At 29.1% G+C, this 26,949-nt stretch carries 30 protein-coding genes, 1 tRNA gene and 1 riboswitch; of the genes, 15 read left to right on the top strand and 16 right to left on the bottom strand.

Going from position 1 to position 26,949, the window contains the following annotated elements:
* The 4 genes from OD91_RS05990 to OD91_RS06005 all read right to left on the bottom strand — a co-directional run bounded on the left by OD91_RS05990 (position 1) and on the right by OD91_RS06005 (position 2,841).
* Positions 1-540, bottom strand: coding sequence for an RNA polymerase sigma factor (locus OD91_RS05990; RefSeq protein ID WP_144895484.1), 540 nt, complete (start codon positions 538-540; stop codon positions 1-3).
* 137 nt (positions 541-677) lie between these two features.
* Complete coding sequence (gene mscL / locus OD91_RS05995) at positions 678-1,088, bottom strand: large conductance mechanosensitive channel protein MscL (RefSeq protein WP_144895485.1); 411 nt, start codon at positions 1,086-1,088, stop codon at positions 678-680.
* Between the two features lie 39 nt (positions 1,089-1,127).
* Positions 1,128-2,225: an alanine racemase gene (alr, locus tag OD91_RS06000; RefSeq protein ID WP_144895486.1), complete on the bottom strand. Its 1,098-nt coding sequence runs from the start codon at positions 2,223-2,225 to the stop codon at positions 1,128-1,130.
* Positions 2,218-2,841 (bottom strand): thymidine kinase, encoded by a 624-nt coding sequence (locus OD91_RS06005; protein WP_144895487.1) that lies wholly within the window; start codon positions 2,839-2,841, stop codon positions 2,218-2,220. Before OD91_RS06005 ends, alr begins: the two co-directional genes overlap by 8 nt.
* Before the next feature lie 103 nt (positions 2,842-2,944).
* On the opposite strand from OD91_RS06005, the gene OD91_RS06010 reads away from it, so the two are divergent.
* Genes OD91_RS06010 through OD91_RS06025 form a run of 4 tightly spaced genes read left to right on the top strand, consistent with a single transcriptional unit; the run spans position 2,945 to position 5,671 of the window.
* A complete protein-coding gene (locus tag OD91_RS06010) occupies positions 2,945-3,715 on the top strand; it encodes a hypothetical protein (RefSeq protein WP_144895488.1) in 771 nt (256 codons plus the stop codon).
* 15 nt (positions 3,716-3,730) lie between these two features.
* The gene (locus tag OD91_RS06015; RefSeq protein WP_144895489.1) at positions 3,731-4,126 is read left to right on the top strand and encodes a DUF6165 family protein; all 396 of its coding nucleotides are present in this window, start codon (positions 3,731-3,733) and stop codon (positions 4,124-4,126) included.
* Between the two features lie 8 nt (positions 4,127-4,134).
* A complete protein-coding gene (locus OD91_RS06020; RefSeq protein WP_144895490.1) occupies positions 4,135-5,148 on the top strand; it encodes a DUF3089 domain-containing protein in 1,014 nt (337 codons plus the stop codon).
* Between the two features lie 46 nt (positions 5,149-5,194).
* Complete coding sequence (locus OD91_RS06025; protein ID WP_144895491.1) at positions 5,195-5,671, top strand: DUF4252 domain-containing protein; 477 nt, start codon at positions 5,195-5,197, stop codon at positions 5,669-5,671.
* A gap of 18 nt (positions 5,672-5,689) precedes the next feature.
* Here the strand turns inward: OD91_RS06025 and OD91_RS06030 are convergent, their stop codons facing one another.
* Positions 5,690-6,037 (bottom strand): arsenate reductase family protein, encoded by a 348-nt coding sequence (locus OD91_RS06030; protein WP_144895492.1) that lies wholly within the window; start codon positions 6,035-6,037, stop codon positions 5,690-5,692.
* Between the two features lie 40 nt (positions 6,038-6,077).
* On the opposite strand from OD91_RS06030, the gene OD91_RS06035 reads away from it, so the two are divergent.
* Positions 6,078-6,533, top strand: a complete 456-nt coding sequence (locus tag OD91_RS06035) for a DinB family protein (RefSeq protein WP_144895493.1) — start codon at positions 6,078-6,080, stop codon at positions 6,531-6,533.
* A gap of 41 nt (positions 6,534-6,574) precedes the next feature.
* Positions 6,575-7,723 carry a cystathionine gamma-synthase gene (locus OD91_RS06040; RefSeq protein ID WP_144895494.1) on the top strand — a complete coding sequence of 383 codons (1,149 nt, stop codon included), beginning with the start codon at positions 6,575-6,577 and terminating at the stop codon, positions 7,721-7,723.
* Here the strand turns inward: OD91_RS06040 and OD91_RS06045 are convergent.
* From OD91_RS06045 to OD91_RS06055, 3 genes are all read right to left on the bottom strand, one after another.
* Positions 7,712-8,518: a hypothetical protein gene (locus OD91_RS06045; protein WP_144895495.1), complete on the bottom strand. Its 807-nt coding sequence runs from the start codon at positions 8,516-8,518 to the stop codon at positions 7,712-7,714. The genes OD91_RS06040 and OD91_RS06045 overlap by 12 nt on opposite strands.
* Before the next feature lie 77 nt (positions 8,519-8,595).
* The gene (locus tag OD91_RS06050; protein ID WP_255513190.1) at positions 8,596-10,200 is read right to left on the bottom strand and encodes an Ig-like domain-containing protein; all 1,605 of its coding nucleotides are present in this window, start codon (positions 10,198-10,200) and stop codon (positions 8,596-8,598) included.
* A 51-nt stretch (positions 10,201-10,251) separates the two neighbouring features.
* Positions 10,252-10,938 (bottom strand): ComF family protein, encoded by a 687-nt coding sequence (locus tag OD91_RS06055; RefSeq protein ID WP_144895496.1) that lies wholly within the window; start codon positions 10,936-10,938, stop codon positions 10,252-10,254.
* A gap of 51 nt (positions 10,939-10,989) precedes the next feature.
* On the opposite strand from OD91_RS06055, the gene OD91_RS06060 reads away from it, so the two are divergent.
* Together OD91_RS06060 and OD91_RS06065 are read left to right on the top strand one after the other, a co-directional pair.
* On the top strand, positions 10,990-11,553 hold the full coding sequence (locus tag OD91_RS06060) for a class I SAM-dependent methyltransferase (RefSeq protein ID WP_144895497.1): 564 nt from the start codon (positions 10,990-10,992) through the stop codon (positions 11,551-11,553).
* Between the two features lie 45 nt (positions 11,554-11,598).
* Complete coding sequence (locus tag OD91_RS06065) at positions 11,599-13,140, top strand: glycine--tRNA ligase (protein WP_144895498.1); 1,542 nt, start codon at positions 11,599-11,601, stop codon at positions 13,138-13,140.
* A 69-nt stretch (positions 13,141-13,209) separates the two neighbouring features.
* On the opposite strand, the gene OD91_RS06070 is transcribed toward OD91_RS06065, so the two are convergent.
* From OD91_RS06070 to OD91_RS06085, 4 genes are all read right to left on the bottom strand, one after another.
* On the bottom strand, positions 13,210-13,710 hold the full coding sequence (locus OD91_RS06070) for a DUF3575 domain-containing protein (protein WP_144895499.1): 501 nt from the start codon (positions 13,708-13,710) through the stop codon (positions 13,210-13,212).
* Positions 13,711-13,784: 74 nt separating this feature from the next.
* Positions 13,785-17,162 carry a hypothetical protein gene (locus tag OD91_RS06075; RefSeq protein WP_144895500.1) on the bottom strand — a complete coding sequence of 1,126 codons (3,378 nt, stop codon included), beginning with the start codon at positions 17,160-17,162 and terminating at the stop codon, positions 13,785-13,787.
* 31 nt (positions 17,163-17,193) lie between these two features.
* On the bottom strand, positions 17,194-17,691 hold the full coding sequence (locus tag OD91_RS06080; RefSeq protein WP_186434411.1) for a methylated-DNA--[protein]-cysteine S-methyltransferase: 498 nt from the start codon (positions 17,689-17,691) through the stop codon (positions 17,194-17,196).
* A complete protein-coding gene (locus OD91_RS06085) occupies positions 17,684-18,448 on the bottom strand; it encodes a TatD family hydrolase (RefSeq protein ID WP_144895501.1) in 765 nt (254 codons plus the stop codon). The genes OD91_RS06080 and OD91_RS06085 overlap by 8 nt, the downstream gene beginning before the upstream one ends.
* Before the next feature lie 35 nt (positions 18,449-18,483).
* Between OD91_RS06085 and OD91_RS06090 the strand changes: the two genes are divergently transcribed.
* From OD91_RS06090 to OD91_RS06100, 3 genes are all read left to right on the top strand, one after another.
* On the top strand, positions 18,484-18,933 hold the full coding sequence (locus OD91_RS06090; protein WP_144895502.1) for a retropepsin-like aspartic protease: 450 nt from the start codon (positions 18,484-18,486) through the stop codon (positions 18,931-18,933).
* Between the two features lie 41 nt (positions 18,934-18,974).
* Complete coding sequence (locus tag OD91_RS06095; protein ID WP_144895503.1) at positions 18,975-19,424, top strand: GatB/YqeY domain-containing protein; 450 nt, start codon at positions 18,975-18,977, stop codon at positions 19,422-19,424.
* A gap of 7 nt (positions 19,425-19,431) precedes the next feature.
* Positions 19,432-19,505, top strand: a tRNA-Arg gene (locus OD91_RS06100).
* A 61-nt stretch (positions 19,506-19,566) separates the two neighbouring features.
* Here OD91_RS06100 and rpe read toward each other — a convergent pair.
* On the bottom strand, positions 19,567-20,223 hold the full coding sequence (gene rpe, locus OD91_RS06105; RefSeq protein WP_144895504.1) for a ribulose-phosphate 3-epimerase: 657 nt from the start codon (positions 20,221-20,223) through the stop codon (positions 19,567-19,569).
* A gap of 98 nt (positions 20,224-20,321) precedes the next feature.
* Positions 20,322-21,185, bottom strand: a complete 864-nt coding sequence (locus OD91_RS06110; protein ID WP_144895505.1) for an RNA polymerase sigma factor RpoD/SigA — start codon at positions 21,183-21,185, stop codon at positions 20,322-20,324.
* Positions 21,186-21,414: 229 nt separating this feature from the next.
* Here OD91_RS06110 and OD91_RS06115 point away from each other — a divergent pair, with 229 nt between their 5' ends.
* Genes OD91_RS06115 through OD91_RS06125 form a run of 3 tightly spaced genes read left to right on the top strand, consistent with a single transcriptional unit; the run spans position 21,415 to position 23,032 of the window.
* Positions 21,415-21,984: an RNA polymerase sigma factor gene (locus OD91_RS06115; protein ID WP_144895506.1), complete on the top strand. Its 570-nt coding sequence runs from the start codon at positions 21,415-21,417 to the stop codon at positions 21,982-21,984.
* A gap of 2 nt (positions 21,985-21,986) precedes the next feature.
* Entirely contained in the window at positions 21,987-22,175 is a 189-nt protein-coding gene (locus OD91_RS06120; protein WP_144895507.1) for a hypothetical protein, read from the top strand.
* 29 nt (positions 22,176-22,204) lie between these two features.
* Positions 22,205-23,032, top strand: a complete 828-nt coding sequence (locus tag OD91_RS06125; protein ID WP_144895508.1) for a small-conductance mechanosensitive channel — start codon at positions 22,205-22,207, stop codon at positions 23,030-23,032.
* 449 nt (positions 23,033-23,481) lie between these two features.
* Here the strand turns inward: OD91_RS06125 and OD91_RS06130 are convergent, their stop codons facing one another.
* Both OD91_RS06130 and metK read right to left on the bottom strand, forming a co-directional pair.
* On the bottom strand, positions 23,482-24,096 hold the full coding sequence (locus OD91_RS06130) for a deoxynucleoside kinase (RefSeq protein ID WP_144895509.1): 615 nt from the start codon (positions 24,094-24,096) through the stop codon (positions 23,482-23,484).
* Positions 24,097-24,266: 170 nt separating this feature from the next.
* A complete protein-coding gene (metK, locus tag OD91_RS06135; protein WP_144895510.1) occupies positions 24,267-25,523 on the bottom strand; it encodes a methionine adenosyltransferase in 1,257 nt (418 codons plus the stop codon).
* A 254-nt stretch (positions 25,524-25,777) separates the two neighbouring features.
* A riboswitch (SAM riboswitch) is annotated at positions 25,778-25,889 on the top strand.
* A 43-nt stretch (positions 25,890-25,932) separates the two neighbouring features.
* On the opposite strand from metK, the gene OD91_RS06140 reads away from it, so the two are divergent.
* A complete protein-coding gene (locus OD91_RS06140; RefSeq protein WP_144895511.1) occupies positions 25,933-26,940 on the top strand; it encodes a homocysteine S-methyltransferase family protein in 1,008 nt (335 codons plus the stop codon).
* The last annotated feature ends 9 nt before the right edge of the window (positions 26,941-26,949 follow it).

The following is a 26,949-nucleotide window of genomic DNA, read 5'->3' on the forward strand; positions in this document are numbered from 1 at the left end:
TTAACTTTTTACAGTTTGAAAATAAATATCCTTTAACTTTTTTAGTGCTCTATGCACTTTAACTTTTACCGCTCCTTCATTGCTACCTATAATTTCTGCAATCTGCTCGTATTTTATTTCTTGAAAACGATGCATCACAATCAATTCTCTATCAGCAGTTTTTAATTGTAATAATGCTTTTTGCAAATATTCTAATTCTTCTTCACTTCTTTCTGATACGATTACTTCATTAGAAACTAAGGTATCATCATCAATCATATTAGTTCTTTCTTTCTTTTGTTTTTGATAATAACTCGAAAATATATTTCTTGCTACTGTATAAATCCAAGAAGCAAAGTTTCCGTTTTTATAAGAAGTTCTATACTTCATTATTTTAATAAAAACATCTTGAGTTAAATCTTCACTCACCATTTTATTTTGTAACATCTTATTAAAGAAATTATAAATACGGACGTTATATCTATCAAATAATATTGATAGTTTTTCTAACTCTCCGCTAGCTACTGCTAACATTATTTCTTCATCGGTTAGATGTTTCAATTGTATCGGTATTGGTTAGTTTCTATTCTTAAAACCATCAAATTACAAAAAGGTTACATTTTAAATAAATTTATTTTTTGAAACATAAAAAAACCACTCTATAAAAGAGTGGTTCATATATTATAAAAGGAAGAGTATTATTTTTTAGATAATAAGTCTCTAATCTCTGTCAATAAATCTTCTTGAGACGGTCCTGCTGGAGCAGCTGGAGCTTCTTCTTCTTTCTTTTTCATTTTATTATATGATTTCACAATCATAAACATAACAAAACCTACAATAACTAAATTGATTATAGTATCTATCCAAGCACCATAAGTAATTGCGTTTTCCGGAGTTGTAACTTTACCAGAAGCGTCAACAACAGCTTCAGATAAAACATGTTTCATATCTGCTAGGCTAACATCACCCATAAACATACCCACAACAGGCATCACAATATTACTCACAAAACCTTTTACAACTGCGCCAATTGCGCCAGCCATAATTACTGCCACTGCAAATTCAATTACATTACCGCCAGTAATAAATTCTTTAAATTCTTTTAACATTTTTAATCGATTTTTAATTAGTTAATTAAGGCTAAGATACTAAATTAATTCTCTTTTTACACGTTGAGAAATTGCTGTTAACACTTCGTAGGATATTGTTTCTGCGTTTTCAGCCATTTCATTTATCATTTCTTGACTGTTAAAAATAACTACCTCATCACCTTCTTTACATTCAATTTTGGTAACATCAACCATAATCATGTCCATACAAACATTTCCAACAATTTCTGCTTTTTGATTATTGATTAAAACATAGCCGTTTTCGTTTCCAAGTCTTCTTGATATTCCGTCTGCATGACCAATAGGAATGGTAGCAGTTTTTGTTAGTCTTTTTGCAACAAAAGCTCGATTATAACCAACTGTTTCTCCTGGTTCTATTTGATGAATTTGTGAAATTATTGATTTTAATTTATGTGTGTTTTGTAATTCTGAAGTTACTTGAGCATCATTTCCGAAACCATATAATCCAATTCCTAAACGCACCATATCAAATTGTGCTTGACTATAATTTACAACACCAGAAGTATTTAAAATATGAATCATTGGCTCGTATCCTAAATGCTCATAAAATTGTTTCACAATGTAAGCAAAGTTATTAATTTGACTTACAGTAAATTCTTCTTCCTCCAAATCATCACTTGCAGCTAAATGAGAAAATATTGATTCAATTCTCACATTATTAGATGCTTTTATTTCTGATAAAATAACTGAAACATCAGTATGCCAAAAACCTAATCTGTTTAAACCAGTATTAAACTTTATATGAATTGGAAAATTCATGGTTACCTTTTCATCAGCAAGAGCTAAAAAAGCTTTTAATATTTTATAATTGTATAAATTGGGTTCTAGTCTGTATTCAATAATACTTCCTAAATTAGGTATTTGTGGATGTAAAACTAAAATTGGTTTTTTAATTTTCGCTTCCCTTAAAGCAACTCCTTCATGTGTATAGGCTACTGCAAAATAATCTACCTTATCTTCTAAAAACTTAGCAATTTTTATAGCATCACTCCCATAACCAAAAGCTTTTACAACAACCAAAACTTTTGTAGTAGGTTCTAATTTTTGTTTAAAATAGTTAAGATTATGTTCTAAAGCTTTACTATCAATTTCTAAAACAGTTACATGATTATTCATCTTTATTCTCAGATTTTGATATACTTATTTTTTCTTGCTGTTTTTGCATAGCTTTATAATAGGCAGCTCTACTTAAAGGTTCGTATTCTTCGTTTTCACCTAATAAAACCAAATCATCATTAATGGCTTTTCTAAAACTAAAATGCGCTAAATTTCCTGTATGTGTACAAACTGCATGTACTTTAGTCACATATTCTGCTGTAGCCATAAGTGCTGGCATTGGCCCAAATGGTTTTCCTTTAAAATCCATATCTAAACCAGCAACAATAACTCGAATTCCGCGATTGGCTAAATCATTACAAACCGAAACAATTTCATCATCAAAAAACTGCGCTTCATCAATCCCAACAACATCAACATTATTGGCTAATAATACAATATTTGCTGATGAAGGCACAGGTGTAGATCTAATTCTATTATCGTTATGAGAAACTACTTCTTCATCGTCATATCTAGTATCAACTGAAGGTTTAAAAATCTCTACACGTTGTTTTGCAAATTGCGCTCTTTTTAATCGTCTGATTAATTCTTCTGTTTTACCAGAAAACATGGAGCCACAAATTACTTCTATCCAGCCAAATTGTTCTGTATGATTTACGGTATTTTCAAGAAACATTTTGTAATTTTAAGCCTTAGAGTTCTATTTTTGCAAACAGAAGTTCGAATTCAGACAAATTTATTAAAATTTAGCCTCAAAAATTAATTATAGCTAACAACTTATGCACAAAAAACTAGCAGCAGATTTAACCAGCTTAGCACACAGTATTTTACAACTTAAAAATAAGGATGATGTTTTTGCTTTAAAACAGAAAGCACATGAAGTTTATGAAAAATTATCGGTTTTAGCCTATGTAGAGGAATATATAAACACAACGCCAAATGCTGATATTTCTAAAGAAGAATTAATTGAAAAGATAGAAAATGCAACTTCAACAGAAAAAACTGAAAATCTAATCATAAAAGAGTTAGATGAAGAACAAGAAATAGATGATGCTGCTGATGATATTGCAAATGATGTTTTTGAAAGTATAGAAAACGATGATACAATTGAAGAAAAAGTAGATGAGATTTTAGAACAACCTTTTGATGAAATTGAAGAAATACTTTTTTCTAATAATAATGACTTAAAAAATGACATGAAAGATATTGGTGATTTAAAAACACCAACATTAGAAGAAGAATTACAAGACACAATTTCTGTGGATGTTGCTGCTGATTTATTTGAAAATGCTGAACCTAAAAAATCGTTAAATGATGCTTTGCAAGGAAATATTCAGATTGGATTAAATGACAGAATTGCATTTGTTAAAAATTTATTTGATGGGAATCAAGAAGATTTTAATCGTGTAGTTTCTCAACTTAACACCTTTAAAACTGGTAAAGAAGCACGAAAATTTATCAATAAAATGGTAAAATCAGATTATGACTGGAGCGACAAAGAAGAATACGAAAACAGGTTATTAGAAATTATTGAACGTAGATTTCAATAAAACAATTTATAGAAGATGAAAATAGAAGTTTCTAACGGAGAAATTATTGATAAATATACTATTTTAGAAATCAAGCTTTCTAAAATTAAAGATTCCAAAAAACTAAAAAATATTCAAAACGAATTTGATGTTTTAACACCAGATGTGGAGAGTATTTATTCTGAGGTAGAAGACCAAAATCAACTTAAAAAATTGCATACAGATTTATTAGAAATTAATAAAAAATTATGGAAAATTGAAGATGATATTAGAGAATGTGAACGTGCAAACGATTTCAGCAAAAAGTTTATAGAACTTGCCAGAGCTGTGTATTTTATAAATGATGACAGGTCTGATGTTAAAAAAGAAATTAATCTTTTTACAGGCTCGGATTTAGTAGAAGAAAAATCTTACGAAGATTATAAATCTTAACATTATTTATGAGGTTTAAATTCTATTATCTTTTAGTATTAGTTTCTCTTATTGGATGTAAATCAACCTACAAAACACAAACTTTTTTAGAGAAAAGTATTCCATTAGCACCAGATTATAACAATGAAGAAAATTGGGCTGTTTTACCATGGAAATACGATGAAGAATTAAAGAATTTTTCTCCAAATCAGGAAACAGTTAATACATTAAAAGCCGATGTTTTTTACGTCTACCCAACTTTAATTACAGATTACAAAGATACTCGCTGGAATGTTCCAATTAATGATACAGAACAGCAAGAGAAGATTTTAACAAAAACAGTGAAATATCAAGCTTCTGCATTTGCAACCTCAGGAAAATTATATGTTCCTTATTATAGGCAAGCTCATATAAGGTCGTATGATTTGTATAATTCTGGAGGTAAAGAAGCTTTTGAAATTGCTTACGCAGACGTAAAAAAAGCATTTGAAATCTACCTAGAAAAACATAATAATGGTAGGCCAATTATAGTTGCAAGTCATAGTCAAGGGACAACACATACAAAACGCCTGTTAAAAGAATTTTTCGATCAAAAACCTCTACAAAAAAAATTAATTGCTGCTTATTTAGTAGGAATGGGTATTAACCCAAATGAATATAAAAGTATAAAACCAATGACTTCGTCTAAAGAAATCGGTGGTTTTATTTCATGGAATACGTTTAAAAAAGGTAATTACCCTAAGAAAGGCAAAAATTGGTATAAAGGATGCGTAACTACAAATCCTATTTCTTGGGACAATTCAAAAAATACCACATTAGATCAGCATAAAGGTTTTTTATATACTAATGATAAGTTTTATTCGAAAGCATTAAAAATCGAAATTACTGATGGTTTGGTTTGGTCTACAAATCCAAAATTTCCAATGCGCTTTTTTATGTCTTTTCTAAAAAACTACCATGCGGGAGATATTAATCTTTTTTGGCAAGATATTAGAGAAAATGCTGAGTTAAGGACTAAAACTTGGTTAGAAAAAAATCAGTAATGTAACAAAGTTAACTACTAATCGTCTCAAAAGAAAACCAAGTATTATGAAACGATTAACAACAATTTTATGTGCACTTTTTATGGTAAGTGCATTTGCCCAAGAAACTACTTTTAAGAAATTCTACAAAACACACAAAGATCATTCAGCATTTTCTATTAATTTATCTGCTTCTTTTGCTGGTTCTTTTTTAGATGATGACGATCAAGAAGATTTAAAGAGTTTAGTTAATAAATCAAGTGATTTTAAATTAATGGTTTTTAATAATGAAGACAACTCAGTTTCTAAAGATTTTAAAAAATATATCAGAAGGAATAAGTTAAAAACGTTAGTTAAAATAAAAGATAATGATAGTAAAGCTGATTTTTACATTTTAGAAAAGAATAATTATATCCGAGAAATCATTCTTAGAGCTAGTAGTGATGAAGATAAGTTAGTTTTATTTGGATTAAAGACGAAACTTACAAGAGACGAATTATCAGAAATGATGTCTTCATCTAATATAAAAATATCATCAGACTAAAAAATTAAAAGAGAAGGTTTAACCAATCTTCTCTTTTAACTTTTCGATTACTTTTTTACTATTTCCAATAAAAATTTCTTCATCTAAAATAAATACTGGTCGTTTTAAAAAAGTGTATTCATCTAAAATATATTGTCTGTAATCAGCTTCTGAAACTTGTTGATTTTTTAAGTCCATAGCTTTATAAAGTTTTGCTCTTTTGTTAAACAAACTTTCATAACTATCCGTTAATTTTCTCATTTCTTCAAGTTGAGAAACTGTCACAGGATTTGCTTTTATTTCTTGTCGTTCGAAGCCTTCCATATTTACTTCTTTTAAAATTCTTCGGCACGTATCACAAGTTTGTAAAAAGTAGACTTTTTTCATAAGGATTATCTTTATCTTTGGAGCGAATTTAAAGATAAAAATGAAGACTCAATTTGATATTTTAAAAAAATCTAGAGAATTAATTTTAAAAGTAATTGACGGATTAACTTTAGAGCAACTACACAAAATTCCAGATGGATTTAAAAACAATATTACTTGGAATGTAGCTCACTTAGTTGTTACTCAACAATTATTATTATATAAAAACTCAGGGTTAAATTGTTTAATTCCTGATGATTTAATAGAGGATTTCAAAAAAGGAACCGCACCAACAACAACTTTCACAGAAGAAGAGTTTAATGATGTAAAAGAGCTTTTAATAGGATTACCTGAAACTTTAGAAGAAGATTTTAATGCAGGGATTTTTGAAAACTACAAAGAATACCCTACTAGTACTGGTTTTGTTTTAGATTCTTTTAAAACAGCGGTTACTTTTAATAATTTTCATGAAGGAATTCATTTTGGAGTAATCTTAGCACTTAAAAAATTAGTGTAATCTTTTGTAAATTTACAAGACTATAATTGAAATAATAAACGATGAAATTTAACACAAAAACAATTCACGGAGGTCAAGAACACGAACCATCAACGGGTGCAGTAATGCCTCCAATATTTCAAACATCTACGTATGCCCAGTCTAGTCCTGGAGTTCATAAAGGGTACGAATATTCTAGAGGAGAAAACCCAACAAGAGCAGCATTAGAAAATAGTTTTGCCGCAATAGAAAACGGAACGCATGGTTTTGCATTCTCATCTGGATTGGCAGCAATAGATTGTGTTTTACGTTTATTAAGCCCAGGTGATGAAGTTATTGCTGGCGATGATTTATATGGTGGATCTTATAGAATGTTTACGCAATTATTTCAAAAATATGGTTTAAATTTTCATTTTGTAGACATGAATTCTGTTGCAAATGTTACAGAAAAAATAAATTCTAATACAAAACTAATTTGGCTAGAAACACCAACAAATCCATTAATGAAAATTGCAGATATTAAAGCAATTTCAACGAATGTGAAAAATATAGACAGTAATATTTTAATTGCTGTTGACAATACATTTGCAACACCTTACTTACAACAACCGTTAGATTTAGGGGCAGATATTGTAATGCATTCTGCAACTAAATATTTAGGAGGACATTCTGATTTGGTTATGGGAGCCTTAATGGTAAAAGATGATAAATTGGCTAAAGACTTACATTTTATTCAATTTGCAGCTGGCGCAATTGCAGGACCAATGGATTCTTTTTTAGCGCTTCGTGGAATAAAAACTTTACATATTAGAATGCAACGTCATTGTGAAAACGGTAAAGCAATTGCAGCGTTTTTAGTTAATCATCCAAAAGTTGGTGACGTTTATTATCCTGGATTAAAAAATCATCCAAATCATGAAGTAGCAAAATCACAAATGAAGGATTTTGGCGGCATGGTTTCTTTTAGATTAAAAGATGAAAGTCAGAAAGCAGCGTTTAGATTTTTAGAAAACACTAAGGTATTCACGTTAGCAGAATCTTTAGGTGGTGTAGAAAGTTTAGTAAATCATCCTGTAACGATGACACATGCTTCAATTCCTGAACCAGAACGTTTAAAAATTGGAATTACAGATTCTTTAATTAGATTAAGTGTTGGTATAGAAGATATCTCTGATTTATTAGCTGATTTAGAACAAGCTTTAGAAATTTAATATTTCTGTACCTAATGGTCTTGAGAAATTTAAATGATAAATTAAACCTACTTGTAAATTAATTAACCATTCATTTTTTTTGTTTTCAATAACGTCTGCTTGTAACCCATCTAAAGCATCCGAAAAGAAAACTTGCCAATTAAATTGACTAACAGCGTCAAGTTTTTGCGATAGTTTATATCTAGTGCCAAAACCTAAAGTAGCAGATAAAGCTGATCCTTTTCCGACATCTAAAGCTCCCGGAACTCTCCACTTTTGTGGTAACACTGTTATATCTTGTCTCCAATCACCAAGACTAGACTCTAATGTATTTTCGAAAGCAGAGTATTTAATACCAAATGCAAAATAAGGGCTCCATTTTGTTTTAGAATAAGGATACACAAAATCTCGCAAACAATTTATATGGTAGTTTAACTCAAAACCTACATTAAATATTTGAGTACTCCCTTTCATTGCTCTTAGTAATTTTGCTAGATCCGTATTTCCATCAACAAATTCACCACTATGCTCTAAATCTCTTTTAAGAACAAAATTCACCTCTGTTTTTAGGGACACATAACTCCAAAATTTATGATCTGCATTCCAACGAAGGTCTTTGTTAAAAAAATGAAGGTAATGGTTGAAACTAAAAGACAAGTTACTATTTCCATAACTACTTAAGAAATTTCCTCTCTGTCCGTAATCTGTTTGTATGGTAGCAGTTCCAAACATAAAACCAACATCATGAGTAAAATGTTGCGCTCTAATTTGCTGAATACCAAAAAGCAGAACTAATATTATTACTGTTTTTTTCAATACTTAGGGGGGGTGTCAATGTACACAAATATATTAAAACACACGTGAACAAATGCAATCTAATAACTTAATTTTTATTAATTTATTGTGAAGTTCTCAATATTTTCCCAATTAGCTCTAACATTAAGTATAGTTGAAAAATAAAATATTTCTTCTGGCTGGATTTTATTCAAGAAAATACCAGAATCCCATCGCTTATTGTTATCACTATCAATTATAGCTCTAACAACATACTTTTTGGGTAGTAAAAAATTGAAATTTATGAGTTCTGAACTTGATAAAAACTTACGTTCAATGAGTTCATTTTTTTCAGTTAATAGCTCTATAATTAAATTACTTTTTTTTGAATTTATAACATTAAGCTTTATTGTACCGTAATCTTCTATTTTTTTAGTGTTAAACGAATATTTCAAGGTATCATTTTCGACTGAAAAAATATCAGATAAAGCTCCTGGAAGAAATTCCATGCTATATCCATTTGAATGTTTTCGATCAAACAAAAAAGCGATTTTATTTTCCTTTTTAGATTTTAAAAATTGATATTTTACACTTAATGTATCCTTATCAATTAAAGTTATTTTAGTTGTATCAATATTTATAATTGGGTTATTAGTTTCAAGAAAAAAAGTATCTCTAGGATTTAAAACTCCTCTAATGTTTGAATTTATTTTTAAAGAATCTATCTTCTTTTTTCTTAACATTATAGTAGTTGTGTCAATTTGCTTTCCATTTGTTATCACAAAATTTAATGAATCTGTTTCAAATGGAGTATACCAATAATTTAACGTGTCTTTATCTTTTTCAAATTTAGAAATCACTTTACTTTTTTCAGGGAAACTAGAAATTGATGTTATTTTCATCTCTTTTCCATCACCATTAAAACCAAAAATAATTTTTCCTTTTGACGCTTCCTTTCCTCTTTTAAAAATATAGGGTTGTTTTTCTTTAAACAAAGAAATAGCACTTAAAACTAAACTGTCTTTTGGTAGTTCTATAGTGTCTTTATAGAAACCTATTTTATCTGTTTTTGGATTAAAAATATAATCGTTTGTTGCATCTTTTAAAGCTAATAATAAATACTTTCCTTTTTGAAGATTTGTAAACTCAAACTTTGTTGTATCAATAGTGTTGGTTACATAATTTGGTTTCTGTTTATATATTAAAGAATCACTATACGCACTATCAATCCTATACAATAATACACTTATATCTATATCTGGTTTTCTTTTTATAGCATCTTTTATACTTCCTTTTAACGTTAAAGAATCAATATAAGTTCCTGTTGAAAAAACATATTTAAAGTTTTCTAAAACATTGCTCTCATTATTATCCTGAACTGCTTTTCCAAAATTTAATGTATAGGTTGTATTTGGCTTTAAAGTATCAATAATTTTAATATTTATATACTTACTTGGTGAACCTTGAGGTGTAATTAAAGCTGGATTTTTAAATGGTGGAGAAACCACCAAATTTTTATTTAGTTCTTTTAAATTTATATATTCATCAAAATATATTTTAATTTCTTTTTCATTAAAACTAACACTTTTATAAGGCGGATTTGCAGTTACCATTAAAGGTGCATCTTCATCTTTTGGGCCACCATCAGGATTTCCTTTTCTTGCACAACTAAAAATGGTAATTAGAAAACCAAAATAAAATAGAAATTTAAACTGTTTTATCACAAAATATAATTTGATACAAATAAACAATATTTTTAGTATTTACAACAAGTATTATTCTGTAAACGCTATGGTTGCAATACTTATTTTAATGTTCTTGGTTTTTAACAATTCTAAACAGCAAGCTTCTAAAGTAGCTCCCGTAGTAATAACATCATCTATTAATAAAACATGCTTGTTTTCAAAGAAATGAATGTCAGTTAATTTAAACTTCGTTTTTGCGTCATTAAAACGCTCTAAACGGCTTTTATATGTTTGTGTTTTAGTTGATGATACTTTTATTAATATATCTTTTTTGTAAGGAATATTTAATTTACTTTCTAAACTTTTACCAAAAGTAGCTAGTTGATTATATCCTCTTTTTTTTAATTTATTTTCATGCAACGGAACTGGAATAATATAATCTACATCATTAAACTGATTTGATTCTTTTAATAAAACACCAAACCAATTCCCAATCAGAGAACCAATTTCCTGATTTCCTTTATATTTTAAATGATGAATTAAGGTTTTAATTTTTCCTTTTTTTCTGAAATAAAAAAAAGAAATTGCTTTTTCAACTGGAATTCTTCCATAAAAAATCTGAGAAACTTTATTATGCTGATAATTTTTAAAATCGATTATTGGTAAATCATGCCTACAAGCAGTACAAATTATTTTTTCTGATTGCAACAAACTTTCAGAACAAGTTGTACAAATTTTTGGAAAGAATAAATAGAATATATCTTTTAAAAATCGCATCTTTACAAAGCCTTTTTTTTTAGAAAGATAATCATTATTGAACATTTCCTTTTGACAAGCAAATTAAAATTTTTTAAAGAAGCAGTAAAAAACTATAAAACCTCAGGTACAGTAATGCCAAGTTCAAGGTTTTTGGCAAATAAAATGCTTAAAGAAATAGACTTTTCTAAGATTGATGTTTTAGTAGAATTAGGACCAGGAAATGGAGCAATCACTAAATATATTTTAAATAAATTACCTCCTAAAGCCATCTTAATTTGTTTTGAAATAAATGATAATTTTTACGATCAATTATTAGCCTTGAAAAACGATCAATTAATTGTTATCAAAGCTTCTGCCGAAGATATTTTACTTGAAATAAGCAAATTAAACATTTCTAAAATTGATCATATTATTTCTAGTTTACCGCTTACAATTATTCCAAAAGAAGTTTCAACAACTATTTTGAACAATTCTTATACAAGTTTAAAAACTAATGGAACATTTATTCAGTACCAATATAGTTTGTCCTATTTTAAACAATTAAAAACTGTTTTTAAAGACAATATTTCATTAGATTTTGAAGCCTTAAATATTCCACCAGCATTTATTTATAGATGTAAAAAACTAGCGTAGTTTTTTCTTGATAACTTTTTTCTTTCGTTTATCTTTGCGTCTATTATGGCAAATCAAGAAGATCAATTTAAAAAAGTATTATCGCACGCAAAAGAATACGGATATGTGTTCCAATCATCAGAAATCTATGATGGATTAAGTGCAGTATACGATTATGCTCAAAACGGAGCAGAATTAAAGAAAAACATACGAGAATATTGGTGGAAAGCAATGGTGCAAATGCACGAAAACATTGTTGGAATTGATGCTTCTATATTAATGCACCCTACAACTTGGAAAGCTTCTGGACACGTTGATGCTTTTAATGATCCTTTAATTGATAATAAAGATTCTAAAAAAAGATATAGAGCTGATGTTTTAGTAGAAGATTATTGTGCTAAAATTGAAGGAAAGATTGATAAAGAAGTTAAAAAAGCGTCAAAGCGTTTTGGAGATTCTTTTAACAAAGAAGAATTTATTTCTACAAATGGAAGAGTTCTTGGATATCAAGAAAAAATAAATGCAATTTTAAGTCGTTTAGGAAAATCTTTAGAGAAAGAGGACTTAGCTGATGTAAAAGCTTTAATTGAAGAATTAGAGATTGCAGATCCAATGACAGGTTCTAAAAATTGGACAGATGTAAAACAGTTCAACTTAATGTTTGGAACGCAATTAGGTGCCTCTGCAGAAAGCTCTATGAAAGTTTATTTACGTCCAGAAACTGCACAAGGTATTTTTGTAAATTTCTTAAACGTACAAAAAACTGGGCGAATGAAAATTCCTTTTGGAATTGCTCAGACAGGTAAAGCATTTAGAAATGAAATAGTTGCACGTCAGTTTATTTTTAGAATGCGTGAATTTGAACAAATGGAAATGCAATTTTTTGTAAAACCAGGTACTCAGAAAAAATGGTACGAACAGTGGAAAGAAACACGTTTAAAGTGGCATTTATCATTAGGATTAGGTGCAGAAAATTATCGTTTTCACGATCATGATAAATTAGCACATTATGCAGATGCTGCTGCTGATATTGAGTTTAAATTTCCTTTCGGATTTAAAGAATTAGAAGGAATTCATTCTAGAACAGATTTCGATTTAAAAGCTCACGAAGAGCATTCTGGGAAAAAGTTGCAATATTTTGACCACGAAGAAAATAAAAGTTATGTTCCTTATGTAGTAGAAACTTCAATTGGATTAGACAGAATGTTTTTAGCTGTTTTTTCAAATTCTTTAAAAGAAGAAGCTTTAGAAAACGGAACTACAAGAACAGTTTTAAAATTACCTGCAGTTCTTGCACCTGTTAAAGCAGCTATTTTCCCATTGGTTAAAAAAGATGGATTACCAGAAGTAGCAAGAAAAATTGTTGAAGACTTAAAATGGGACTTTAATGTTTTTTATGATGAAAAAGATGCTGTTGGTAAACGCTACAGAAGACAAGATGCAGCAGGGACACCTTTTTGTATTACAGTAGATCACAACGGTTTAAAAGACAATACTGTTACTATTCGTCATAGAGATACAATGGAGCAAAAACGAGTTAAAATTTCTGAATTAAAAGAAATTATTAGCCTAGAAGTTACTATTAAAACTTGGTTACAAAAAATGTAATTTGTAATTATGATGCATAAAAAAATCCTGTAAGTTGCAGGATTTTTTTTATGTAATACATTTTCTATTTTAAAATCTATATCCAACATTTACTCCAGCTCTTGGTACAATAATTGGAGAATTAGACCCAAACAAATTTCTTCCAACTCCAGCATAAATATCTATTACCAAGCCATTATCAGCTACATATTTTGTTCCTACTGCAACTCCAATAGCTCCATCTGTATAATCTTGATAACCTGTAATTACATTATTAGTTATTAGCTCTTTTTCACCAGAATTAATTCCTAAAAAAGCTTCACCAAACATATTCCATTGTCTCTCGCTAGAAAAATAATGACGATAAAAAGGAGTAAACATTCGTTTTTCGTTATATTTTAAATCAGAGCCTTTTTTTTCAAAATTAAACAAGACAGAAATACCTACTGAAGAAATATCACTTAAATATTGTTCATAAGAAACTTCAATTGTTTTAAAAACTAACGCATCTGCTATATCTAATTTTACTTCTTGTTGTGCAAAACTTAAACTAGTAATTAATAAGGCAGCAATTAAAAATATTTTTTTCATAATGTAGTTTTTGATTAAATTATAATGTCAATTTTATTTAACAATTATTTTGCCACAAACATAAATCAAAAATTTTAAAAAACCGCACGTAATTGAACGGTTCCTGTATGAATAGTTTTTGATTCTTCACTCTTTCTACCCAAATAACTTAGATTCAAATTTAGAAAAGTATTTAGTTTTTGATTGAAAAGCAAACTCCAGGTAAAGTTTTTTCCAGCCTGTAAACCTTCTAGCATTTGATAAGCAATTGGTGAATTTGAATTTCCAGAAAATTCATTAAAAAAAGCATTAAAATCTGCACTAATTTGATTCTTTTTCTTACTGATGAAAAAATACTCAACACCAATTTTTTGTTGTTTCATAACTTCAAAATCGCCAATTAAATTTTCCTTGTTTTTAAAATGATAAAATGCAGAAAACCGATGATCTTTATTATACAAAAAACTAATCTTAGGCTGAAACTCATTTGCTCTTATTTGGTAATTTCTATTTGCAAAATTTTGGGTTTCTAAATTATTATTAGATTGTTTTCCTAAAATATCTAACAACCAGAATTTTGTGATTTTATGACTAAATTCAATTTGCTGAACATCAGTTGTATTTTCCTGATTCCCAATAAAATATTGTTGTTTATTTTTAGACTCGCCATAAGTATAAATAAAACTGTATTTCTGTAAATTTCGATTAAAATAAATACTATTTCTAAAATTAAAATTTAAGGTTACTAATTTGTTTTCATCAAAATCAAAAGGATTTAAATTAAATGAGTCACCTACTCTTTCCTGCTCATTTTCGATACTTAAATAACTTTGATTATAAAAATGAGAGAGTACTTTTTTAACTCCCGATTTATTAATCCATTGACTAGGATTGATTGCAAAAGATTGATTCCATTTTGCACGTTGTGTAGCTACAAATCTTAAATTTGGTAAGGCAACCCTTAAATAAGTAGCTTGATCTTGGAATTGCGCAATTTCAAACTCATTAAAATCTTGTACCCCATCATTATTATAATCTCGCCAGGTATAAAAACCTTGCCCAGGCTCCGTTTTTATATATACAAAATCTTGTTGTGGCACATTACCAGATGAAGTTTCATAAACGGTTCCAAATACCAGAAAAGTATTCCACAATTGCTGATTATACACTACTTTAGAATTCAATGATTTCTCGTCCTCAGAAAAAGTATTCTTAGTCATTCTATAATTTGCATATATTGATAAATTACTTGTCTTATTTTTTAATATCTGACTATTTAAATAAAATGTTTTCCTATTATTTATTTCTGTGAATCTATTTGATTTAATACTATCATTATTTCTAAAATTATATCCGAATTTTGCAAAAACTTTAGCAGAGTCTCCAACTCCAAAATAGCTTTCATATTCTTTGAATCTGTGACTTGTATTTACAAACTCTTTTGTGTCACTTTTTTTTCTATCGTTAGTTTCTAAGTTAACAAATCCTCCAACCCAACTTTTATTAAAGTGATGATTTATAGTTGATTTTGCTCTAAAAAAAGAATTATCCTCCAATGAAGAAGTATTATTTAACAAACTAACATCTGTAAAAAAAGATGTATTTTTCAAAACAAATTTCGAGGCCACTTCATGTTTACTTCCATTAAAATTATCGCTAAAACTTAAAGAATTAAAACGATATAACACATAATCTTTCTTTTTGTTTTCTAGTGATAAAGTAGTTGCAATTTGACTTTGATTTCCTGTTGGATTAATTAAATTCCAATCCCTAAAAAACTCAACATTTTGAAAACGTTGAACTGTATTAAAATTTTGATGAATAAATTGATAATTTACATCACTTTTTAGCTGCCATTTATTATCAATTAAAATTTGCTTCCAATTTAATTTTGCCGCAATACCTTTATTCTCATCATTATTAATTGTTGAAAATAAATTCGAATCCTTATTACTAAAAGCTATCTCGGAATTTATACTAGTTTTTTCTGTTGGTCTATATATAGAATTTACAACAGCAACTTGTAATTTACTTGGCGCAACTAACCTAACTATTGGTTGATAATTTCCTAAACTAACACCCACATATTTAAAAATATTACCAGTTGCAACTGTTGACTCTAAAATATAACTTCCTTGATTAAACCCAACATTAGTAAAAATTACTGAATGTAAATCGGTACTTGAATCTTTAGAATATTCAAAAGTTTCTATGTTTCCAATAATTACTTTTTTATATAAAATTTTATTCTCAGAAAACTCATCCATAAAAGCACTTGGAGCAATCATTTTGGAAATATCATTTCCCGCGTTTGCTAAAATTTCTTTTTGACTTGTAGATAAACTTTGTTGTAGAGGTTGATTTTTAGCAGCATTCTCACTATAAAAATGCCCAGACAAAGAAAATTTATCAGATTCATATTCAGTTTTATTATACGTAATAAAACGAGTGTAATTTCTATCAGAAAATTGAAATTCTACTCGAATCCTCATATCGTTAGTAATTGGGTATGTAGTTGTAAATCTAATTTCCGCTAAATTATAATCGATTGTATACTCTTTATCTTCACCTCTATTAACCTGAATTCCATTTACAAAAACTTTTTCACTACCAGCAATCACAATAATTGCTGGTTCGTTATTTGGTCCAAATAATTTATACGGCCCTTGATTACCTTCTAAACCAACAAAATTATAACTAGAAAACCTTCCTCTTACAATAGCTCCAGAAACACTTGCTTTTAAATTTTCATTAAAAGCCGCTTCAACTGCGATTCCAGCAACTTGTTTTTCAAAATTTAAAAAATAGCTATTATTATTTTTCAAGCTTACATCTCCAGCTTTTACACGCCAATTCTTACTAAACATTTCAATAAAAATTCGATCAAAATCAGTGATGTTTTGCGAATAACCATTTTGTTGTAATGGAATGTTAGTATCAAAAATATTAGCTCTTAACGTAACATTTTTAGATAATTTCCCTGATATTTCTAAATCTAAACCTGCATTGGTTACCACATTCTGATTGTTTCCTGAAGTAAGACCTCTCACAATAAATCCTTTTGTATCTAGTCCGTCAAAGAGTTTAATATCTGTTGGTTTTTTATTAGTTGTTAAACTATAGAGTTTTCCAGTATTTGTTCCTTCTGGAACAATTAATTTTTCATCAAAAGGCTGATAGGTTTTAGTAAGAAACTCAGGAAAAACATAATATTCTACAGTAATTTCAGAATATTTTTTTGGATCGATGATTAACAGTGCGTTTAAAAAATCAACTTGATATTCTGTTGATAGAATTTCATTTTTAAATTTATCTAAAACTTTAAATTTTTGTGAATTAAGATTCACAGAATCAATTTGAATAGTATCTTTTTTTATCAAGAATTTCTTAGAACGAAACTCTGTTGATTTCTTTTGAGCAAACCCAAAAAAACCAATACTTATAAAAAAAAAGAACACTACTTTTTTAATCATACTTTAGAAACGTATTGATTACAAAAATAGTCTAAAACAACGATTGTTGTTTTACAGGATTTTCATGATCTAACAACCATTTTTTACGCCAAATTCCACCTGCATATCCAGTTAAAGAACCATCTGACCCAATAACTCTATGACACGGAATAACAATCCAAATTGGGTTTTTACCATTAGCAGAAGCTACTGCTCTTATAGCTTTTACATCTCCTAAAGCCTTAGACTGCTCTAAATATGTTCTGGTTTTGTTAAAAGGAATGTTCAATAATTCTTTCCAAACTTTTTTCTGAAAAGTAGTTCCTTGTGGATTTAATTTTAAATCAAATTCCATTCTTTCACCTGCAAAATATTCTTCTAATTGAGTTCTACAATCTTGCATACATTTTGGTAAATCAGAATTTGTCACTTCGAGCGGAGTCGAGAATTCGTCATCTAACACAGAAATAGATTGAATTCCGTTATTGTCTCCAACAATTTCTGCGGTCCCTAATGGTGTTTTGTAGTATGTGGTTATTAAATTAGACACTAAATATATCTTTAGAATTTTGAGTTGTAATATCTGCTATCTCTTCAAAAGAGAGCGAGTAAATATCGACTAATTTATCAATCACATTGGTAATGTAAGAACTTTCATTTCGCTTTCCTCTATATGGTGTTGGTGCTAAATATGGAGCATCAGTTTCTAAGACAATATGCTTAATATCTATTTCATTTAAGAATTTATCAATCTTACCATTTTTAAATGTTGCTACTCCACCAATTCCTAATTTCATATTATAAGAAATTGCTTTTTTAGCTTGTTCTAACGTGCCAGTGAAGCAATGAAATATTCCGAATAAATCATCACTTTTCTCAGTTTCTAACACCTCAAAAATTTCATCAAAAGCATCTCTACAATGAATAACAATCGGTAACTTTTTCTCTTTTGCCCATTGAATTTGAGTTCTAAATGCTTCTTGTTGTTGCTTTAGAAAAGTTTTATTCCAATATAAATCGATACCTATTTCACCTATTGCATAAAAATCACGTTTATCAATCCATTCTTTCACAAGCGCTAATTCTTCTTTATAATTTTCTTTTACTGATGTTGGATGTAAGCCCATCATCAAAAAAACATCCTTAGAAAATTTAGCCTCTAAAGCTAACATTCTCTCTGTATAAGAACTATCTATTGCTGGAATAAAAAATCGAGAAACACCAACATCTTTTGCTCGTTGGATCATTGCTTCTCTATCTTCATCAAACTGTTCGGAATATAAATGTGTATGCGTATCTGTAATCATTAAATCGACTATCTTTGAAACAAAAATACAGTTAAATGAGTAGTTTAAAAAAGGTATTAAAGAAAAAGAAATATATCAAAATAAAACTAAAGAAAATTACTACCAATCATTTAGAATTAAAGGCTAAGATTAATGGTGTAAAAGGTCGATTTATCTTAGATACTGGAGCTTCCAATTCTTGTGTTGGATTAGATTTAATTGATTTTTTTAATTTGGATGCAGAAGAAAGTGAAACCAAAGCTGCCGGTGCTGGAGCTACTGATATGGAAACTCAACAATCAAAAAATAATGAATTAATTATTGGTGATTGGCAGACAAAAAAATGTCACTTAGTTTTATTTAATTTAGTTCATGTAAATACCGCTTTAACACAACATAATGCTGATGAAGTTCATGGAATAATCGGAGCGGATATTTTAGAAAAAGGGAAAGCATTTATTGATTATAAAAAGAAATTACTATACTTAAAGAAGCCTAAAAAATAAATTCTATAATTGTATATTTACATCTATAAAAAATAAAGAAAATGAGTTTGCAAAAACAAATAATGGACGATATGAAAGCTGCTATGAAAGCTAAAAACACAGTTGCTTTACAAGCTTTAAGAGCTGTAAAATCTGCTTTTTTACTAGCCAAAACTGAAACTGGAGCTGGAGAAGATTTATCTGAAGAACAAGAAATGAAAATAATTCAGAAGCAAGTAAAACAACGTAAAGACAGTGCTGAAATTTTTATCAAACAAGGAAGACAAGATTTAGCAGATCCTGAATTAGCAGAAATTGCAGTCTTAGAAAAGTTTCTACCTGAAGCTTTATCTGAAGAAGAAATTGAAGGTGTTGTGATTTCAACTATTGATGATTTAGGCGCATCTGGTATGAAAGACATGGGTAAAGTGATGGGAATTGTTTCTAAAGCACTAGCTGGACAAGCAGATGGAAAAACAATTTCTACCATTGTTAGAAAGAATTTGATGTAATAAAACGGGCTCTATAGTTCAACTGGATAGAATATCAGATTTCGGCTCTGACGGTTGCAGGTTCGAATCCTGCTAGAGTCACATAAAATAAAAAAGCTCGATGTAAATTTACATCGAGCTTTTTTGTCTTATTACTTTATTTTTAACCTACAATCGCTTTTAAACCAGCAATTGTTTCAGTAGGATTATCACTTTTAAAAACATAACTACCTGCTACCAAAACATTAGCTCCAGCCTCAATTAATGAGTTTGCATTTTTATCAGTAACACCTCCGTCAATTTCTATTTGACAACTTGATTTAGAAAACTCAATCAACTGTTTTAACTGACTTACTTTTTTATATGTATTTTCTATAAATGATTGCCCTCCAAAACCAGGATTAACACTCATAATACATACCAAATCCAAATCTGCTATGACATCTTCTAAAACAGCAATTGGCGTATGAGGATTTAATGCAACACCTGCTTTCATTCCTGCAGCTTTTATTGCTTGAATCGTTCTATGTAAATGAGTACACGCTTCATAATGAACCGTTAAAATATCTGATCCTAAATCTGCAAATGTTTGAATATATCTATCTGGATCTACAATCATTAAATGCACATCAATCGTTTTTTTAGCATGTTTTGTAATCGCTTTTAAAACTGGCATTCCAAATGAAATATTTGGCACAAAAACGCCATCCATAATATCTATATGAAACCAATCGGCATCAGAATTGTTTACCATTTCTACATCACGTTGTAGATTACCAAAATCTGCTGCTAAAATTGAAGGTGCAATTAAATTACTCATTAGTTTGTTGTTGTGATTTATTCAACAAAAATAATCATATAAAAAAGAAAACTCTCGAAATAATTTCGAGAGTTTTACATATGTTATTTACAATCTAGTTATCCTAGATAAGTCATTAAAATTCTACTTCTAGACGTATGTTTTAATCTTCTAATTGCTTTTTCTTTAATTTGTCTAACACGCTCACGAGTTAAATCAAACGTTTCTCCAATTTCTTCTAAGGTCATTGGTTGATGTTCTCCTAAACCAAAGTATAATTTCACTACATCTGCTTCACGTGGAGTAAGCGTTTCTAAGGCTCTATTAATTTCTATACGTAAAGATTCGTGTAATAAAACTCTATCTGGATTTGGTGATTCACCAGAATTTAATACATCATATAAATTAGAATCTTCTCCTTCAATTAATGGTGCATCCATAGATACATGACGTCCAGAATTTTTCATAGATTCTTTTACGTCATTTACAGTCATATCTAATTTCTTAGCTATTTCTTCTGCACTTGGCGGGCGTTCGTTTTCTTGTTCTAAGAAAGCGTACATTTTGTTAATTTTATTGATAGAACCAATTTTATTTAACGGTAAACGTACAATTCTAGATTGCTCTGCCAATGCTTGTAAGATCGATTGTCTAATCCACCAAACTGCATAAGAGATAAATTTAAAACCTCTAGTTTCATCAAAACGCTTAGCTGCTTTAATTAATCCTAAATTACCTTCATTAATTAAATCTGGTAATGTTAATCCTTGATTTTGATATTGTTTTGCTACAGAAACTACAAAACGTAAATTAGCTTTTGTTAATTTTTCTAAAGCTATCTGATCGCCAGCTTTTATTCGTTGTGCTAATTCTACTTCTTCATCAGCAGTAATTAAATCTACTTTACCAATTTCTTGTAAATATTTGTCTAGTGATGCGGTTTCTCTATTAGTAACCTGTTTTGTAATTTTAAGTTGTCTCATCGAATTATAACTGAAATTTTAATGATTAATACTCGGCCTGCATCTACTTATACGTAAGACTTTATAAAAATGTTACAAAAATTTTCATATTTTTTATTTTTTCTTAAAAGTTTTGATTCGTCGATTCATCGATTTAAAAATACAGTTCGCCTTTTTTTAATATTTACTTGTGACTAATTCCTTTTTTTTGTGTCTAACCAATAAGTGATTTGAAGAAATCTAACCGTCTTTGAAAACTAAAACCGACATAAAACTAAGCGACGAAGAGCTTGTTTACAAAATAGTAGAAACAAATAATACTCATTTGTTTGCAGTTTTGTACGATAGATATTCTTCAGTAGTTTATAATAAATGTTATGGGTTTTCTAAGAACAAAGAAGAAGCTCAAGACTTAACACATGATGTGTTTATTAAACTTTTTGTAAAATTAAGGAGTTTTAAAGGCAAGTCTAAATTTTCTACTTGGTTATATTCATTCACCTATAATTTTTGTGTAAATTATGTTCAAAGAAATTCGCACAAAAAGAAAGAAAGAATAACTATTGTAACAGATGACATTAAAGAAGATGATAACTTTGATGAAATTGAAGACTCAACATTATTTGAATTAAAATCAGATAAGTTGGCTAAAGCATTAGAATTAATAGATGCTCAAGATAAAATGATTCTATTGATGAAATATCAAGATGACATGAGTATTCAAGAAATTCAAGATGCATTAGAATTAGGTTCAAGCGCAGTAAAAATGCGTATAAAAAGAGCTAAAGAAAAAGTAGTAAGAAAGTATCAAGAATTGTAAGTATGGAAAATCCCTTCAAAAAAATACTTCACAACCACGAAGTCCCAGAAATACTTAAAAAGAAAGTATTAAACGATGTGGCTATGATAAAATTAACCATAGACTTGGCGGATCTTTTTGTGGTAAAATACCCAAACACTATTGGTGATTTATTAGGCGGTGGATTTTCTAAAACCAAAAAAACAAACTAAAAACTATTTACTAACTAAAACTATAAAAAATGAATTCGCTATTTAACCTAAAAATTGACATTCTAGGTCCTTTTAAAGATGTTTTTGAAGATATTGTTGCTTCTTTACCAACAGCAGCTGGCTTTATTGGATTTGTAATACTTTCTTGGTTAATCATTAAAGTACTACTTTACATCATTAAAAAAGCATTAAGTAAAACAAAATTAGATGAATGGTCTAAAAAATTAAGTAAAACAGAAATCTTCGGAAATTCTACGATTAATGTAGTATTAACCAAAGTAATTCTTGCAGTTTTAAAATGGTTCCTGATTTTTGTTTTTGTGATGGTAGGTGCAGAAATGTTTGGTTTAGAAAGTGTTTCTAACGGTATTAGAAGTTTCTTTGCTTATCTACCAAGATTATTAACTGCCTTAGGGATTTTTGTTGCAGGTGCGTATTTAGGAACAATTGTTAAAAAAGCAATCTTATCAATGTTTAAATCACTTGAAATTTCTGGTGGTAACTTGGTTGGAAATATTGCTTTTTATTTAATTGTCATCTTTTTATCAATTACAGCATTAGACCAGGCAGGTGTTGACACATCTGTAATAAAACAAAACTTAACACTTATTATTGGTTCTGTTTTATTAGCATTCACAATCGCTTTTGGCTTAGGTTCTAAGGATGCAGTAACAAGATTATTATTTGGTTACTACTCTAGAAAAAACCTTGAAATTGGTCAGAAAATAAAAGTAAACGGAATTGAAGGTGTTATTATTAGTATTGATAATATCTGTATGATTGTTACAACAACAGAAGGAAAAGTTGTGTTACCCATAAAAGATGTAGTTGACAATAAAGTAGAGATTATCAATTAATAAGTGACTTTAATAAAAATACGTGTCATACAATAAAGTGAAGTAAAATGAGTACAATAGATAAAGAAAATAAATTTAAAACTTTTACAAAAAAAATTAAAGCGAATAAGAAGCTAATCGAAATCTTACGTAAAGGAATCATTTCTTTGGTTATAATTTTTATAACAATCGCATTTATAACACTTTATTTTAATTCTACAAATACTATAAATTATAGTGGTGTTTTTTATACAATACTTGTATTAAATTTTGTCTCTTTAATTTATATCAAACATATGATTACAGTTAAAGAAAGAGAGAATATAAACTTGGATTATAAAATTTATAATCTATTAAAACTATGATAGTTTAAGTTGGGGGACATATTTCTATCATATTTGTGGAGTAATAACCACAAAAAAAAGACCGCATTTATTGCGGTCTTTTATTTTTTAATTAATGGTTTATTTTTAAAATAAACCATTAATTTGTGCATCTATTCTATCAATTATATATCCTAAATCTTCTTGATTTTCAACAAAATCTAAATTATCAACATCAATTACTAATAACTTTCCTTTTTTATAGGTAGATATCCACGCCTCATAACGTTCGTTTAATCTACTTAAATAATCGATACTAATCGTATTTTCATACTCTCTACCTCTTTTATGTATTTGACCAACTAATGTAGAAATATCAGCTCGTAAATAAATCAATAAATCTGGTGGAGTCACTAGATTTTCCATCAAATCAAATAAAGAAGAATAATTTTTATAATCTCTATTAGTCATTAAACCCATTGCATGAAGATTCGGTGCAAAAATATGAGCGTCTTCATAGATAGTTCTATCTTGAATTATATTTTTTCCAGTTTCTTTTAGTTCTAAAATTTGTCTGAATCTACTATTTAAAAAGAAAACTTGAAGATTAAAAGACCAACGTTCCATTTCTGAATAAAAATCGTCTAAATACGGATTTTCATCAACAGATTCAAAATGTGGTTTCCAATTATAATGTTTTGCTAAAAGTTTAGTTAACGTTGTTTTTCCAGCGCCAATGTTTCCTGCAATTGCTACGTGCATAAGTTGTTTGTTGTTATAAAAAGGACGATAAAGGTACTAAAATTTTATAATTGTTTTTAAGCAATTATAAAATCAATTTTCTTTAAAATCTAGCATAATAAGAATTCATGAATCTAAACAAAAAAAGACGAACTTAAAAGTTCGTCTTTTTTAAAAAATATAAAGTTTTATTATAAATTAAAAGCTTCTTTAACTTTATCTACATAATCTAATTTTTCCCAAGTAAACGTTTCTACTTCTTGAGAAACAGTTTCTCCCATTGGATTAGAAAAAGTTACCGTTTTCTTTTCTGATGCTCTTCCCATATGACCATATGCTGCAGTTTCAGAATAAATTGGTGTTCTTAATTTTAAACGTTGTTCAATAAAATATGGACGCATATCAAAAATAGTCTCTACTATTTTACTGATTTCTCCATCTGTTTTATCGATTGTTGCCGTTCCGTAAGTTTCAACATTAATACTTGTTGGTTTTGCAACACCAATAGCGTAAGAAACTTGAACTAAAACTTCTTTACACAAACCAGCTGCGACTAAATTTTTAGCAATATGACGTGTTGCATAAGCTCCAGATCTATCAACTTTAGAAGGATCTTTACCAGAAAACGCTCCACCTCCGTGCGCTCCTTTCCCTCCGTATGTATCTACAATAATTTTTCTTCCAGTTAAACCTGTATCTCCATGAGGTCCACCGATTACAAAAACTCCAGTTGGATTAATATGATAGGTAATATCCTTTGTAAATAATGCTTGAATTTTAGCAGGTAATTTTGCAACTACCCTTGGAATTAAAATACTAACAATGTCTGATTTAATTTTAGCAAGCATTACTTCTTCACTTCCATCAAAATCATCATGCTGAGTAGAAATTACAATTGCATCGATTCTTTGCGGAACATTATCATCAGAATACTCAATAGTTACTTGAGATTTTGCATCTGGTCGTAAATATTTAATATCTTTATTTTCTCTACGTAATTCAGCTAACTCAATTAATAATCTATGTGATAATTCTAATGCTAATGGCATATAATTATCCGTTTCATCTGTTGCATAACCAAACATCATTCCTTGATCTCCTGCTCCTTGGTCTTCTGGATTTGCTCTAACAACTCCTTGATTAATATCTGGTGATTGTTCATGGATTGCAGAAAATACACCACAAGAATTTCCATCAAACATATACTCACTTTTAGTATAACCAATTTTATTGATTACATCTCTTGCAATTTTTTGAACATCTAAATAGGTTTTAGACTTCACTTCTCCTGCCAAAACAACTTGACCAGTGGTTACTAAGGTTTCACAAGCAACTTTACTTGTAGCGTCAAATGCTAAGAAATTATCAATTAAAGCATCCGAAATCTGATCTGAAACTTTGTCTGGATGTCCTTCAGAAACACTTTCTGAGGTAAATAAATATGACATAAATTAAATTTTATAGTTTTATTAAGGATTGTTTGATTGCAAGTTTGCTAAAAGAAGTAAAATATACTGCTTTAGCATTTTTATTTAAAGCTTTTTTAGCTTTAAGAGGTTGCAATCAGTTCAAATTTTTCCTCAAATATGCTGCAAAGTTATATATTATATTCATCATTTAATAAACTTATGTAAAAAAATAATCAAAAAATTTGGATATTAAATTTTTATAAGCGAATATTTGCTTGTTCATTGACTTAATGAGGTTATCATGAAAGGTGGAGGAAATAGATCCAATGAAACCTTAGCAACCCTTTATTTTAAAGAAGGTGCTATATTCTACTAGTACTTAAATTGTATTTAGACAGATAACGGAAAAAAATCTTTTCCTGATAACACATTACGCTAAACATCAGGAATGTCAGATATTTATAAAGAATTACAAAAAAGAATTTTAGTTTTAGATGGTGCAATGGGGACCATGCTTCAAGCCTATAAATTTACAGAAGAAGATTTTCGTGGCGAACGTTTTAAAGATTACGCAACGCCACTACAAGGGAACAATGATTTGTTGTCAATTACGCAGCCGGAAGCCATAAAAACAATTCACGGAAAGTATTTTGAAGCAGGTGCAGATATTGTAGAAACCAATACATTTTCAGGAACTACAATAGCAATGGCCGATTACCAAATGGAAGATTTGGTGTATGAATTGAATTATCAATCTGCAAAAATAGCAAAAGAAGTTGCTGATGAATTTACCGCTAAAGAACCTCATAAACCTCGATTTGTTGCAGGATCAATAGGGCCAACAAACCGAACAGCAAGCATGTCTCCAGATGTAAATGACCCTGGATACAGAGCTGTAACATTTGATGAATTACGCATAGCATATAAACAGCAAACAGAAGCATTGCTTGATGGCGGTGCCGATTTACTTTTAATAGAAACAGTGTTTGATACGTTAAACGCTAAAGCAGCATTATTTGCTGTAGAAGAAGTAAAATCAGAACGAAATATTGAAGTCCCAATAATGCTAAGCGGAACAATTACAGATGCTTCAGGCAGAACATTATCAGGACAAACAGCCGAAGCTTTTTTAATATCTGTCTCCCATATTCCTTTATTATCGGTAGGATTCAATTGTGCTTTAGGTGCAAATTTATTGCAGCCTCACCTAGAAGCTATAGCCAATAAAACAGATTTTGCAGTTTCTGCACATCCAAATGCTGGATTGCCAAACGCTTTTGGAGAATATGATGAAACACCAGAAGAAATGGGGGAACAAATTGAAGAATATCTAAAAAAAAATTTAATTAATATTATAGGTGGTTGTTGTGGTACAAGTCCAGCGCATATTAAAGTAATAGCTGATATCGCAGCAAAATACAAACCACGTCATGCTGAATTAGTTTCGGCTTCATAATAGGTAAAA

Origin of the sequence: Lutibacter sp. Hel_I_33_5 (genome assembly GCF_007827455.1) — a bacterium.
GTDB lineage: Bacteria > Bacteroidota > Bacteroidia > Flavobacteriales > Flavobacteriaceae > Polaribacter.

Excerpts from the sequence above, each read along its gene's own strand:
- mscL (WP_144895485.1), bottom strand. The coding sequence starts at position 1,088 with ATGTTAAAAGAATTTAAAGAATTTATTACTGGCGGTAATGTAATTGAA.
- alr (WP_144895486.1), bottom strand. The coding sequence starts at position 2,225 with ATGAATAATCATGTAACTGTTTTAGAAATTGATAGTAAAGCTTTAGAA.
- OD91_RS06005 (WP_144895487.1), bottom strand. The coding sequence starts at position 2,841 with ATGTTTCTTGAAAATACCGTAAATCATACAGAACAATTTGGCTGGATA.
- OD91_RS06010 (WP_144895488.1), top strand. The coding sequence starts at position 2,945 with ATGCACAAAAAACTAGCAGCAGATTTAACCAGCTTAGCACACAGTATT.
- OD91_RS06015 (WP_144895489.1), top strand. The coding sequence starts at position 3,731 with ATGAAAATAGAAGTTTCTAACGGAGAAATTATTGATAAATATACTATT.
- OD91_RS06020 (WP_144895490.1), top strand. The coding sequence starts at position 4,135 with ATGAGGTTTAAATTCTATTATCTTTTAGTATTAGTTTCTCTTATTGGA.
- OD91_RS06025 (WP_144895491.1), top strand. The coding sequence starts at position 5,195 with ATGAAACGATTAACAACAATTTTATGTGCACTTTTTATGGTAAGTGCA.
- OD91_RS06030 (WP_144895492.1), bottom strand. The coding sequence starts at position 6,037 with ATGAAAAAAGTCTACTTTTTACAAACTTGTGATACGTGCCGAAGAATT.
- OD91_RS06035 (WP_144895493.1), top strand. The coding sequence starts at position 6,078 with ATGAAGACTCAATTTGATATTTTAAAAAAATCTAGAGAATTAATTTTA.
- OD91_RS06040 (WP_144895494.1), top strand. The coding sequence starts at position 6,575 with ATGAAATTTAACACAAAAACAATTCACGGAGGTCAAGAACACGAACCA.
- OD91_RS06055 (WP_144895496.1), bottom strand. The coding sequence starts at position 10,938 with ATGCGATTTTTAAAAGATATATTCTATTTATTCTTTCCAAAAATTTGT.
- OD91_RS06065 (WP_144895498.1), top strand. The coding sequence starts at position 11,599 with ATGGCAAATCAAGAAGATCAATTTAAAAAAGTATTATCGCACGCAAAA.
- OD91_RS06070 (WP_144895499.1), bottom strand. The coding sequence starts at position 13,710 with ATGAAAAAAATATTTTTAATTGCTGCCTTATTAATTACTAGTTTAAGT.
- OD91_RS06075 (WP_144895500.1), bottom strand. The coding sequence starts at position 17,162 with ATGATTAAAAAAGTAGTGTTCTTTTTTTTTATAAGTATTGGTTTTTTT.
- OD91_RS06085 (WP_144895501.1), bottom strand. The coding sequence starts at position 18,448 with ATGATTACAGATACGCATACACATTTATATTCCGAACAGTTTGATGAA.
- OD91_RS06090 (WP_144895502.1), top strand. The coding sequence starts at position 18,484 with ATGAGTAGTTTAAAAAAGGTATTAAAGAAAAAGAAATATATCAAAATA.
- OD91_RS06095 (WP_144895503.1), top strand. The coding sequence starts at position 18,975 with ATGAGTTTGCAAAAACAAATAATGGACGATATGAAAGCTGCTATGAAA.
- rpe (WP_144895504.1), bottom strand. The coding sequence starts at position 20,223 with ATGAGTAATTTAATTGCACCTTCAATTTTAGCAGCAGATTTTGGTAAT.
- OD91_RS06110 (WP_144895505.1), bottom strand. The coding sequence starts at position 21,185 with ATGAGACAACTTAAAATTACAAAACAGGTTACTAATAGAGAAACCGCA.
- OD91_RS06120 (WP_144895507.1), top strand. The coding sequence starts at position 21,987 with ATGGAAAATCCCTTCAAAAAAATACTTCACAACCACGAAGTCCCAGAA.
- OD91_RS06125 (WP_144895508.1), top strand. The coding sequence starts at position 22,205 with ATGAATTCGCTATTTAACCTAAAAATTGACATTCTAGGTCCTTTTAAA.
- OD91_RS06130 (WP_144895509.1), bottom strand. The coding sequence starts at position 24,096 with ATGCACGTAGCAATTGCAGGAAACATTGGCGCTGGAAAAACAACGTTA.
- metK (WP_144895510.1), bottom strand. The coding sequence starts at position 25,523 with ATGTCATATTTATTTACCTCAGAAAGTGTTTCTGAAGGACATCCAGAC.
- OD91_RS06140 (WP_144895511.1), top strand. The coding sequence starts at position 25,933 with ATGTCAGATATTTATAAAGAATTACAAAAAAGAATTTTAGTTTTAGAT.